The organism is Pseudomonas sp. CM25 (assembly GCF_013179705.1).
Lineage (GTDB): Bacteria > Pseudomonadota > Gammaproteobacteria > Pseudomonadales > Pseudomonadaceae > Aquipseudomonas.
Genome location: NZ_JABMCW010000038.1, coordinates 15,172 through 27,333, shown reverse-complemented (window position 1 = coordinate 27,333; position 12,162 = coordinate 15,172). Strand labels below are relative to the sequence as shown.

Genomic DNA, 12,162 nt, shown 5'->3' with positions numbered 1-12,162 from the left:
CATGAGCACGATGACGCTGTTTCACTCGCCACTGTCGCCGTTCGTGCGCAAGGTCATGGTGGTGTTGCACGAGACCGGCCAGCTTGGGCGTGTGGCGTTGCAGCCGGTGAACATCAGCCCGGTCAGCGGCAACCCGCAGCTGAACCAGGACAACCCGATCGGCAAGATCCCGGCGCTACGCCTGGACGACGGCACCGTGCTGCACGACAGCCGGGTGATCTGCGAGTATCTCGATCTGCAGCACGTCGGCCTGCCATTGCTCCCGCGTGAAGGGTCCGCGCGCTGGCGGCGCATGACGCTGGTGTCGCAAGCCGATGCGATCATGGATGCGGCTGTGTCGAGCCGGTATGAGAGCTTCCTGCGGCCTGAGGACAAGCGCTGGGACGGCTGGCTACAGGCGCAGGGCGACAAGATTGCTCGGAGCCTGGCCAACCTGGAGCAGGAGCATTTGCCCGAGCTGATGTCCGGCTTCGACCTGGCGGCGATTGGCGTGGCTTGTGCGTTGGGGTATCTGGATTTGCGCCAACCGGAGTTCGGCTGGCGTGAGCGCCAGCCTGGGCTGGCTGCCTGGTATGCCGAGGTGGCCAAGCGGCCGTCGATGGTTGCAACAGCACCGACCGGCTGACAGGCCGCTATCGCCGGCAAGCCAGCCCCCACAGTTCTTGAGTCTTGTGCTTTACCTGTGGGAGCTGGCTTGCCGGCGATTGGGCTGCAAAGCAGCCCCACCTCACCTCGGTATCACAGGAAACAGCTGCCCGATCCTCCAGGCCAGCCAGCGCCCGATCTCTCTGTCCTCCCTCATGCCGCCCTCCCCACCCGCGCCCAGTCCAGCCGGCGGGTCAGCACCATGAACACCCCAAGCAAGCCAAAGCACAGCAGCGAGCCCATCAGTAGCGCATAGTCCTCTGCACTCAGCAGCCCGTAGAGCAGCGCATACAACGCCGCCAACCCCACCGCGAAGCCGACCCCGCGCCCCAGGCTATGCAACACGTGGCTCAGGTAGAAGCCGATCAGCAGCACACACGCCGCAGCCGACAACCCATACGCCAGCCCGAAGCCGATGTGCTCGGACAACGACAGCAGCAGCAGGTAGAAGAACGCCAGCGCCACTCCCACCAGGACGTACTGCACCGGGTGCACGCTGAGGTTTTTCAGCACCTCGAACAGGAAGAAGCCGGCAAAGGTCAGGGCGATGAACAGCAAGGCGTACTTGATCGCCCGCTCGCTCTTCAGGTACTGGTCCACCGGGTCGACGAAGCTAACCCCAAAGCTGCGCTCGCTGAACTCCGCACACTGCCCGGCAGTGGCGCACTGGCGCAGGGCGTCCTCCAGGTTGGTGGCGAAGAACGAGGTCTGCCAGTGGGCGCTGAAGCCCTGCGCATCGATATCGCGGCGGCTGGGCAGGTAGTTGCCGACGAAGCTCGGGTGTGGCCAGTTGGCGCGCATGTCCACGCTGCTGGTACGGCCCACCGGCAGCACATGCAACTGGCCGGTACCTTGCAGCGCAAGGTCGAAACCGTAGCTGAATTCGCGCGCCTGTTGCCCGTCCAGCCCTGGCAGGCTGGCGTGTACACCACCGCGCATCCAGTCGAGTCCGGTACCCGCTTCGAACGGTACTTTCTGCGTATCGATGCTCAGCTCCAGGCCATTCTCGATGCCGCGGATATCGCTGATGCCCACCACCAGGAACGGCTTGTCGAAGCGGTAATCGTCGAAATCCTTATCGATACCCCAGCGCTCCGGGAGCTTGAAGCGACCACTTATGCGCCCCTTGGCGTGAAACAGGCGGGCCTGGTAAATGCCGCGGGCGCGCAGTTCGGTATCCACGCCCAGGTCGGCATCGAAGGTTTCCGGCAGGAAGTACAGGTGGCCGGCGACGGTGCTGGTTTCCTGGGTGCGCTCGCCGTCCTTTTCAATCCAGCGGCGCTGGTATTTGCGGTATGGCACCACCAGCAGCGGGCCGCTGAGCTGCTGGTCGAAGCTGGCGCTCTGGGCAATGTCGCGCAGCACGTTGTCACGCAGCATCTGGCGCTCGTCGATCAGGCCGTTGATCAGCGACAGCGGGATGAGCAGCAGCATTATCAGCACGGCGATCATGCCGAGTTTGAAACCGAGGGTCTTGTTCATGGGGCCTCCTGTGGCAGTGGGCGCAGTGTCTGCGCCTTGCATGGAGGCCTTGGGGAGACTGTGTGGAGATTGTGTGTAATTCGAGGGTCTCATCGCCGGCAAGCCAGCTCCCACACGGATCGCATCTGTCACCCCTGATTCGACCCTCTGTCAGCCCTGATGCGATCCCTGTGGGAGCTGGCTTGCCGGCGATGGGCTGCGCAGCAGCCCCGGCAATCTCAGCTGATCCGCCGCACCGGCAGCCACAACCTCACCCGCACCCCGCCATCAACGTTATCCACAGCCAATGCCCCGCCATGCAGCTGCATCACCTCGGCCACAAAATTCAGCCCCAGCCCGGTGCTCTTGCGCCCGCTCCCCGGCCGCGGCAGCGAGTAAAACCGCTCGCTGACCCGCCCGATGGCATACGCCGGTATCGCCTGCCCCTGGTTGAACAGGCTCAACGCCACCCGCTCGCCATCGCGCTCCAGGTCGAACAGCAGCGCGCCACCAGCGGGGGTGAAGTCCAGCGCGTTGTCGAGCAGGTTGGCCAGCGCCTGGCGCATCAGGAATGGATCGCACAGCAGGCGCAAACCGGCCGGGACCCGCTGGCGCACCTGCAAGTTCGCGCTTTCGATGCGCGCCGCATGGGCCAGCAACAACTCGTCCACCAGCGCCGCCAGCGCCACCTGTTGCTCATCTTCCAGCGCCTGCATCTGCTCGACCCGGGCCAGGTTCAGCAGCCGCTCGATCATCTGCTGCAAGCGCTCGCTCTCGCGCTCGATATTGCCGGCAAAGCGCGCCCGCTGTTCGCTCGGCATGTCCTCCTGCAACAGCTCGGAAGCCCCGCGAATGGCCGCCAACGGGCTCTTCAGCTCATGGGTCAGGGTATGCACATAGCGCTCGACGTAGGCCTTGCCCTCCAGCTGGTTGCGCATGCGCTCAACGGCCTGGGCCAGGTTCGCCAGCTCACCGCCCTTGTAATGCGGCAGCTCCGCACGCTCTCCCTCGCTGACAGCCTGGGCATAACGCGCCAACTTGCGCAGCGAGCGCGCCAGCCACCATGACAACGCCGCGCCGATCAGCAAGCCAAGGCCGATCAGGCCCAGGCCCAAAGTGAGCAAACGCTGTTCGGAATGGTCGATGTACGGTTGCAATGAACTGTTGGGCTTGGCGACGGTGACCATGCCGATGATCTTGTCATCGTCGATGATCGGCGCCCCCACGTGCATTACCGAGGTGCTTTCATCGTTGGGGTCGCTACGGGTGGAGCGGGCGCCGTACTGACCGCGCAGGGTCCGCAGCACATCGTTCCACTGCGAGTAATCCTTGCCCACGTCCTCGCCGCTGGAGTCCAGCAGCACGATGCCCTTGGCGTCGGTCACGTAAATGCGGTGGTTGACCTGGTTCTTGGCCAGTCCCCAGATTCGCGCACCCGGGCTGCGCAAGCCGTAGGCCTTGAGCACCTCCGGCAAACGGCCCTGGTTGAGGGTGCCGGCCTTGACGTCATCGCGCAGGATTTCGGCCAGCAGGTTGGCGGTGTCTACCAGCGTTTCTTCAGAGGACTGGCGTACCACCGGGCGAATCTGCTCGCGCACCGTGTTGAGCAGAAAGTAGCCCGCCAGCCCGACGAACAGGAAGTACACCAGGAAAATCCGGATGCCCAGGCGCATCAGGCATGGTCCGGGCTGTAGCTGTAGCCGAGGCCGCGATGGGTCTGGATCGGCTCGGCGTCGCTTGCCACCTGGCGCAGCTTGGCGCGCAGGCTCTTGATGTGGGTGTCGATGGTGCGCTCGTAGCCCACGTCGGAAGCCACGCCCAGCGCGTCGAGCAGCTGTTCGCGGCTGAATACCCGCTGGGGTTGTTCGAGCAGGCATTGCAGCAGGCGGAATTCGTGGCGGGTCAGCGTGAGCGGCTGGCTACGGTAGCTGATCTGCATGCGCAGGGTATCAAGCTGGAACAGTGTCGTTTCACTGGCAGGCTCGGCGCGAGGGGCCATGCGCTTGAGGATCGCCCGTACACGCGCGGCAACCTCACGCGGGCTGAAGGGCTTGACCACGTAGTCGTCGGCGCCGATTTCCAGGCCCACCACCCGGTCGATCTCGCCGTCGCGGGCGCTGAGGAACATCACCGGTACCTCGCTGAAGCGGCGCAGCTGGCGGCAGGTTTCGAAGCCGCTGATATCAGGCAGGCCGATGTCGAGGATGATCAGGTCGGCCGGGGTCTGGCGTTGCTGCTCGAGTGCGGCGCTGCCCAGGGTCACCCATTCGGTAGTGTGGCCGTCGGCCTGCAGGGCGTAGACCAGGGTGTCGGCGATGGCGGCTTCGTCTTCGACAATGAGGATATGAGGCATGGCGAGCGGCCTGTGCAGAGCTCTATGGCGACGCTCTATTGTGTAGGAGCGGCCTTGGGTCGCGAAAGGGCCGCAGAGCGGCCCCGGCAATATCTGCATCAACGCTGCGATAGTGGGGCCGCTTGGCGGCCCATCGCCGGCAAGCCAGCTCCCACAGGTACAGAGCAGGCCTTGAGCCTTGTACATCACCTGTGGGAGCTGGCTTGCCGGCGATGAGGCCTGTGCAGGAGGTTTGCTCTGTCAGCAGTCAGGCTTGCCGGCGGTGAATTTCTTCGCCGGGTTCACTGCAGCCTTGAACTCGCGCAGCGCTTTGGAGCCGATCAGCAGCGGGTAGTTGAAGCTGCTGCGGTCAACCAGGTTCACTTCGACGGTGCGCTTCACATCACCCAGGCACAGCTCCAGGTCCACCACCGGGCGCTTGGAAATCTCCGGTGCATCGCCGTCCTCTTCTTCATCTGCACGGCCCTTGATCTTGCTGATGCGCGAGACCTTGTGCTCGTACACCTTGCCATCGGACTCCTTGGTCGCCAGGCGGAAGCGTACCCACTCGTCACCATCACGGGTAAACAGCTCGATGTCCTTGGCCGACAGCGACGCGGTGAAGGCACCGGTGTCCATCTTGGCCTTCAGGGTTTCGCCCAGTTCCGGCAGGGCTATGTTCTCGTAACGGCCGTAGAGCGTGGGTTCGGCGGCCATTACCGGCAGCGCCAACAGCGACAACAGGGCAAGCAGAGGTTTCACAGGCAGGCTTCCTTGAAAAGGGTCAGTGCTTAGACTGCACTGGCAGGATAGGTTCGCTGTGCCAAGGGTAAACAACATGTTGTGAAACATTTGTACCCGCCTCCGGGCATTGGATGTTTGGCGATGGGCACGGCCCTGCTTATCATTGCCAACTGTTTATTTCCCACAACAAGAGTTTCTTTATGCGTCGCCTGCTTACCGGCATTCTTACGGCCACTTTGCTGCTGATCAACACCGTGGTGATGATCTGCCCGCTACTGGTCTTCGCCCTGCTGAAACTGGTGCTGCCGGGCAGCGGCCGCGACTATGCCTCCGCCGCGGTGATGTGGGTTGCCGAAGCATGGTCGGAAATCGACAAGGCCATCTTCGCCCTGTGCATCCCTACCCGGTGGGACATTCGCGGTGTCGAGAACCTGCGCAAGGACACTTCGTACCTGGCCGTGAGCAACCACCAGACCTGGGTGGATATCCCCGCGCTGATCGAAAGCCTCAACCGCCGTACGCCGTTTTTCAAGTTCTTCCTGAAGAAGGAACTGATCTGGGTGCCACTGCTGGGGCTGGCCTGGTGGGGGCTCGACTACCCGTTCATGAAGCGCTACAGCAAGGCGTTTCTGGAAAAGCACCCGGAGCTCAAGGGCAAGGACCTGGAAATCACCAAGGCGGCGTGTGAGTTGTTCAAGCGCCAGCCAGTGACGGTGGTCAACTACCTGGAAGGTACTCGGTTTACCGAGGCCAAGCGCCTGGAACAACAGTCGCCCTATCGCCACCTGCTCAAACCCAAGGCGGGTGGTGTGGCATTCGTGCTGGCGGCACTGGGCGAGCAGCTGGATGCGTTGCTGGACGTGACCATCGTCTACCCCGGCAACACGGCGCCGGGGTTCTGGGATTTGCTCGATGGCAGCATCAGCCGGGTGATTATCGACATTCAGGTACGCGAGCTTGACCCGGCGCTGTGGGCGGGGGATTACGAGAATGATCCTGAATTCCGCCAGACTGTGCAGGCTTGGGTGAACCAGTTATGGGTGGAGAAGGACGAGCGGATCGAGCAGCTGCGGGTGGAAATGGGCTGAGGTCTGTATCGCCTGTACTGGCCCAATCGCCGGAAAGCCAGCTCCCACAGGATGCCCGCAGTGTTCAAGGCTTGCGCTGTACCTGTGGGAGCTGGCTTGCCGGCGATTGGCCAGAAAACCCACAGCAGATTCCCGATTAAAACCTGCGCTAATAATCAGCATAAGGATTACTTTTTTGTCTTCTACTACCTAACTGGATAAAAATCGACCAAAGCACAACTACAAGAACGCTCTGGATCGAACGATGGCCAACCCAATCAGCTCCGCCCCCGCCCAACTTCGTCGCGTACTGGGCCTCCCCGCCCTGGTGTTCTTCGGCCTGGTCTACATGGTCCCGCTGACCATCTTCACCACCTACGGCATCGTCACCGAACTCACCGGTGGCCGCACCGCCAGCGCCTACATGGTCACACTGGTGGCCATGCTGTTCACCGCCGCGTCCTATAGCTTCATGGTCAAACGCTTTCCGGTCGCGGGCTCGGCGTATTCCTACACCAACATGGCCTTCGGCCCCAACGTCGGCTTTCTCGCCGGCTGGTCGCTGTTGCTCGACTACCTGTTCCTGCCGATGATCAACTACCTGCTGATCGGCCTGTTCCTCAACATCGCCTTCCCGGCCATCCCGGCGTGGTCCATCGCACTCGCCTCGATTGCCCTGGTGACCGTGCTGAATGTGATCGGCATTCACTCGGTGGCCAAGACCAGCAACCTGATCGTCGGCGCGCAGATCGTCTTCATCGGCGTGTTCGTCGCCCTGTCCTGCCAGTCGCTGGCCGGCCAGCCGCTGGACCTGCTGTCGCCGCTGATGGGCGACGGCTCGCAGCCTGGCTTCGGCGCGATCATGGCCGGCGCGGCGGTACTGTGCCTGTCGTTCCTCGGCTTTGATGCTGTCTCCACCCTGGCCGAGGAATGCCGCGATGCCCGCCGCGACGTGCCACGGGCGATCATCCTCACCACGCTGTTCGCCGGCGTGCTGTTCACCGTACTGGCCTATGTCAGCCAGCTGGTCTTGCCGGGCAGCAGCTTCGCCAATGCCGATGCAGCGGCCAACGAGGTGATGTTCAAGGCGGGCGGGCAGTTCCTGGCCAACTTCTTCACCGCCGCGTACGTGGCCGGCAGCCTGGGTTCGGCGCTGGCCTCGCAAGCGGCGGTGTCGCGCATCCTGTTCACCATGGGGCGGGACAACGTGCTGCCGCGGCGCAGCTTTGGTTACCTGTCGCCGCGGTTTGGTACGCCGGTGTTTGCCATTTTGCTGGTGTCGGCGTTTTCGCTGCTGGCGCTGGTGATTGACCTGGCTACCCTCGCCTCGCTGATCAGTTTTGGCGCGCTGGTGGCGTTTTCAGCGGTGAACCTGGCGGTGGTGAAGACGCACCTGATGGACGCTGGGGCCCAGCGTACCCTCAAGGGGCTGCTGTGCTATGGCCTGGTGCCGCTGGTAGGTTTGGGGCTGACACTGTGGCTGTGGACCAGCCTGTCGGCACTGACGTTGGTGATTGGCCTGTCCTGGTTTGCCCTGGGCCTTGCATATTTGGCAGTCCTGACCGCCGGCTTCCGCCGCCCGGTACGCTTGGTGGACTTTACCGAAGCTGCTTGAATCTAAATGGCCACGGACGGCCATCTGCTGAAAAGCCCTATCATTTCTGCCAGTTGCCTCTACTTGGACACAGCCTCAAGCTAAAGACCAGATTGGCCTGTAGGGACTGTGCAAATGGCGCACTTCAATTCAAGAACTCTTCGGTTCTATCAGGGCTCTTACCTCTCTCTCGTATTGGTCGGAAATCGAATCGAACGCATCTTGCGCAATAAGCGCCAACCACTTGCCTTGTTACATGACCGGCAGGGCGTTCCACTGATCTGCGATGTTCAGGATTCAACCTACGGGATGAACGTTGGTAGTGCCCCTAGCTATACACCTTATGGATATCGTTTTTCTGCGCAAGCCAAGTCGACGATTGCTTACACCGGCGAGTGGTTCGAGCAGCCTATTGAAGGATATCTGCTAGGGAACGGGTATCGAGACTACAGCGCATCTCTGATGCGGTTCCGATCCCCCGATAGTTTTAGCCCATTCGGGGGTGTATTGAACCCTTATTGTTATTGTGACGGCGACCCTATCAATAATAGTGACCCTAGTGGGCATATGCCGAATAGTTCTCGCGCAACTCAACCTGGCTCATCAGCATCAAAACTTAACTTGCCCCCTCAGACTAACCGAAGCGGATCCAGCCCCAATTTGCTACCAGCAGTGTTCGGAGAACAATTTTCGATGCGTACGACGCAAAGCAACCAACCTGCTTCCATAAGCGACGGCTCAATGAGCTTACAACAATACAACAACATGACGACTCGATACAATAATCATATAAAAAGCCTGCACTCAGAACTTAAAACAGCCATAGAACAGAAAGACTCATCACTATCTATGAAAATCACAACCAATTTAAAAATCGCAGAGGAGGAAAGAGCTTCGCATATGGCATCACTAGACGCCGGCTTGGTTTATAGGCTTTCGAAAGGCAAAGAAACGTTCATCAGCACCAAACAGCCAACTCCAAAAGAACTTAACAGCCAAACACGCAGTACTCAGAATTAAATAATTCGCCCGCTTGAAGCCCTATTCTCAAACGGGCTCCAAACAGGTGAGGTTCAATCGCTTCGTTCAAGGAGGGGTAGTTGCCAAATAGTCAATCACACCGATGGCTGACCTAACGGAGCGGGAGCAGTCCACAAACTCCCCAGATTCTGCAACAACGACCCGGCAATCCCCTGCTGCCCAAGGTACTGCAGCAGCAACGGCGCAAACTGCCCGATCATCCCGGTATCCATCCCCAGCGCCTTGAACGCACTGTCCAGGTCGCTGCGGTTCTCCACATTGTTGCCCAGCGCATTGCTCAACGCCGACTGGCTCTCACTGTTCTTTCCGAGCATTTCACCCAACCCGCTCAGCCCGCCTAAGGCATTGGCCCCTGCAAGCAGGTCCAGCCCCGGCACCGCCTTGGTTAGCTGGCCATAGTCGTCACTGCTGAGATTGTTACGCGCCAACCCCAACATCGCCCCCGCCCCGCCAACGGCCTGTTCGGGGGTGATCTTCAATTCGCTGCCCAACGTATTGAGCAAATTCGCCTGAGCTTCGGGCGCCTGCACCTGGCCTTGCTGCTTCTGGTTCTGCATGGCGGATACGGCGTTGGCGGCGTCGCTGAGGTTGAAGGCGAACACCGGGCTCGCGGCCAGGGTCATAAGGGTTGCCAGAGTAAATGCTTTCATCGGGAGGGAACCTCGTGGGCCGGGATGGCCTTGGGAAACGAGGGATTTGAGTGATGGGCTGGGATTTTGTTCCACACCATGCATCGGGATACGCAGAATCGGTTACGTCCGCTGAAAACATGGTAAATAACTATCATTTTTACCAGTAGCCTTACAGACCTCTCTTCATCAATATCCCGGAGAAGCTCTTACCAATTTCATTGCCATACCAGGAGACACCGACGATGAAGACGAACGGCACTCAGTACTTCTACCTGAATGAAAAACTCGCGAGGGTGCAGAAGAACGCTAGTCAACGAACAATTTGCTGGGCTGCTGGCACGGCCGTTGCAGAACGTCGCAACACTGCTATAAATAAAACAGAATTGCTCGCAACAGACGATAAAGGCTCTATATCACTCTTTGGAAACTCAAATGAGAACAGACTGACTTATACAGCCTATGGCCACTCAAAAGACCTGTCGGCGCTGGAAATTTTACTAGGCTTCAATAGCGAGCACTTGGAAACATTATCACAATTCTATCTACTTGGCACGGGTTACCATCGGGGGTTTAGCCCGACGCTGATGCGCTTTTTATCCCCCGACAATATAAGCCCTTTCGGCGCCGGAGGGTTTAATCCCTACGCCTACTGCGCCAATGATCCGATTAATGCAATCGACCCGTCAGGGCACAGCCCTTTAAAATGGTTTGCAAATACTTTCAGAAACAGAATAGTAAAACTACGAGCCAAGATCGAATCATTCCAAAGCGCAACTGACAAGCTCAATAAAACTCTAAGAGAAATAACCATCCCAAATACAGAGCAAATTGAGAGCGCCCGATCCATATCCGATCTTAACGCTATGGCAAATCAATTAATCCTTGAAAAACAAAGACTGCCTGCGGTTCAAGCGATCAGCAAAAATACAACTAACTACGCGCTAAAACACAAAATCAAACTTCTCACTCAAGACACCCAAACATTGACCACCATCAATGAAACGATCAACATTATCCGTGTAGAAATAGATAACAGGAAAGCGATAGCCGCAATGAAAGAAATGAAAAAATTTGACCGTAATAAACCTACAGGCCCAACGATTGGAGTCAGCAAAAAGCAGAAGCGGGAGAAGCAGGGTTGGAATTTCGTTGACTAGACGCGTTAGCCCTAAATTCAGAAAACCACGCCCCCTCAGAATAAATATCTATGCTGCACCTGTCGCCAACAGGCCTTCTTACATGCTCCTGCAACTGGTCGTATAGGCACCGAAACCAATGTTACCGTCGTGAAAAGCCCCTCTTTTGAGGGGCTCTACTTACGCGATGCTTGTTACGCAGCACCCCACATCTTGTGCGGGTCAATCACAAACTTCTTCGGCACCCCTGCATCAAACTCGCCATACCCTTCCGGCGCCTGATCCAGGTTGATCACCTGCACACCCACCACTTCGGCAATGTTGATACGGTCCCACATGATCGCCTGCATCAGCTGGCGGTTGTACTTCATGGTAGGCGTCTGCCCGGTATGGAAGCTGTGCGACTTGGCCCAGCCCAGGCCGAAGCGGATGCTCAGTGCGCCGATCTTGGCGGCGGCATCCACCGCACCCGGGTCTTCGGTCACGTACAGGCCCGGGATACCGATGTTGCCGGCAACGCGGGTAACCTGCATCAGCGAGTTCAACACGGTGGCCGGGGCTTCATGCTTGGCACCTTCATGGCCATGGCCACGGGCCTCGAAGCCTACAGCGTCAACGGCGCAGTCCACTTCCGGCTCGCCGAGGATGTCGACGATCTGCTCGTGCAGCGGGGTGTCCTTGGACAGGTCGACCACTTCGAAACCCTGCGACTTGGCGTGGGCCAGGCGCAGTGGGTTGAGGTCACCGACGATCACGCAGGCGGCGCCCAGCAGGCGCGCGGAGGCAGCGGCGGCCAGGCCGACCGGGCCGGCGCCGGCAACGTAGACGGTGCTGCCTGGGCCTACGCCGGCAGTGACGGCGCCGTGGTAGCCGGTTGGCAGGATGTCGGACAGGCAGGTCAGGTCACGGATTTTTTCCATGGCCTTGTCGCGGTCTGGCAGTTTCAGCAGGTTGAAGTCGGCATACGGCACCAGCACGTACTCGGCCTGGCCGCCGGTCCAGTCGCCCATGTCGACGTAGCCGTAGGCGCCGCCAGCGCGGGCCGGGTTGACGGTAAGGCAGACACCGGTGTGCATCTCTTTGCAGGAGCGGCAACGGCCGCAGGCGACGTTGAAGGGTACCGAGACCAAGTCGCCGATCTGCATGCGCTCGACGTCGCTGCCTTTCTCGATGATCTCACCGGTGATTTCATGGCCCAGCACCAGGCCGGTCTGGGCAGTGGTGCGGCCGCGGACCATGTGCTGGTCGGAGCCGCAGATATTGGTGGAGACCACCTTCAAGATCACGCCGTGCTCGATCTTCTTGCCGCGCGGGTCCTGCATTTTCGGGTAGTCGATCTTCTGTACTTCGACCTTGCCAGCGCCGAGATACACCACTCCACGATTGCCAGACATGCTCTTACCTCGCTTGATTTTTATTGATGCAGCGGTGGTGGAACGCGCCGCCATCCATGGGCGGCATGTGTTTCTGGAATGAGGGGATTGTGGGCCTGATGCGGCCGGATGCACTG

Annotated in this window: 11 protein-coding genes; 5 read left to right on the top strand and 6 right to left on the bottom strand. The window is 59.8% G+C overall.

Features of this window, described 5'->3' with window-relative positions:
• Position 1: 1 nt before the first annotated feature.
• Positions 2 to 625 (top strand): glutathione S-transferase, encoded by a 624-nt coding sequence (locus HP546_RS06800; RefSeq protein WP_172221510.1) that lies wholly within the window; start codon positions 2 to 4, stop codon positions 623 to 625.
• A 173-nt stretch (positions 626 to 798) separates the two neighbouring features.
• Here HP546_RS06800 and creD read toward each other — a convergent pair whose 3' ends face one another.
• The 4 genes from creD to HP546_RS06780 form a co-directional block, all read right to left on the bottom strand.
• Positions 799 to 2,127 carry a cell envelope integrity protein CreD gene (creD, locus tag HP546_RS06795; RefSeq protein ID WP_172221507.1) on the bottom strand — a complete coding sequence of 443 codons (1,329 nt, stop codon included), beginning with the start codon at positions 2,125 to 2,127 and terminating at the stop codon, positions 799 to 801.
• A gap of 218 nt (positions 2,128 to 2,345) precedes the next feature.
• Entirely contained in the window at positions 2,346 to 3,779 is a 1,434-nt protein-coding gene (gene creC / locus HP546_RS06790; protein ID WP_172221504.1) for a two-component system sensor histidine kinase CreC, read from the bottom strand.
• Positions 3,779 to 4,459: a two-component system response regulator CreB gene (gene creB / locus HP546_RS06785; protein WP_172221501.1), complete on the bottom strand. Its 681-nt coding sequence runs from the start codon at positions 4,457 to 4,459 to the stop codon at positions 3,779 to 3,781. Before creB ends, creC begins: the two co-directional genes overlap by 1 nt.
• Positions 4,460 to 4,699: 240 nt before the next feature.
• Positions 4,700 to 5,200 (bottom strand): ATP-dependent zinc protease, encoded by a 501-nt coding sequence (locus HP546_RS06780; protein WP_172221498.1) that lies wholly within the window; start codon positions 5,198 to 5,200, stop codon positions 4,700 to 4,702.
• A 182-nt stretch (positions 5,201 to 5,382) separates the two neighbouring features.
• Here HP546_RS06780 and HP546_RS06775 point away from each other — a divergent pair, with 182 nt between their 5' ends.
• The 3 genes from HP546_RS06775 to HP546_RS06765 all read left to right on the top strand — a co-directional run bounded on the left by HP546_RS06775 (position 5,383) and on the right by HP546_RS06765 (position 8,863).
• Positions 5,383 to 6,270 (top strand): acyltransferase, encoded by an 888-nt coding sequence (locus tag HP546_RS06775; protein ID WP_172221495.1) that lies wholly within the window; start codon positions 5,383 to 5,385, stop codon positions 6,268 to 6,270.
• A gap of 244 nt (positions 6,271 to 6,514) precedes the next feature.
• Positions 6,515 to 7,864 (top strand): APC family permease, encoded by a 1,350-nt coding sequence (locus HP546_RS06770; protein ID WP_172221492.1) that lies wholly within the window; start codon positions 6,515 to 6,517, stop codon positions 7,862 to 7,864.
• Between the two features lie 114 nt (positions 7,865 to 7,978).
• A complete protein-coding gene (locus HP546_RS06765) occupies positions 7,979 to 8,863 on the top strand; it encodes an RHS repeat-associated core domain-containing protein (protein WP_172221489.1) in 885 nt (294 codons plus the stop codon).
• Positions 8,864 to 8,958: 95 nt separating this feature from the next.
• Here the strand turns inward: HP546_RS06765 and HP546_RS06760 are convergent, their stop codons facing one another.
• Positions 8,959 to 9,534 carry a DUF2780 domain-containing protein gene (locus HP546_RS06760; protein WP_172221486.1) on the bottom strand — a complete coding sequence of 192 codons (576 nt, stop codon included), beginning with the start codon at positions 9,532 to 9,534 and terminating at the stop codon, positions 8,959 to 8,961.
• Positions 9,535 to 9,758: 224 nt separating this feature from the next.
• Here HP546_RS06760 and HP546_RS06755 point away from each other — a divergent pair, with 224 nt between their 5' ends.
• On the top strand, positions 9,759 to 10,673 hold the full coding sequence (locus HP546_RS06755) for an RHS repeat-associated core domain-containing protein (protein ID WP_172221483.1): 915 nt from the start codon (positions 9,759 to 9,761) through the stop codon (positions 10,671 to 10,673).
• Between the two features lie 173 nt (positions 10,674 to 10,846).
• Here HP546_RS06755 and fdhA read toward each other — a convergent pair whose 3' ends face one another.
• Positions 10,847 to 12,046, bottom strand: a complete 1,200-nt coding sequence (gene fdhA / locus HP546_RS06750) for a formaldehyde dehydrogenase, glutathione-independent (protein WP_172221481.1) — start codon at positions 12,044 to 12,046, stop codon at positions 10,847 to 10,849.
• Between the last annotated feature and the right edge of the window lie 116 nt (positions 12,047 to 12,162).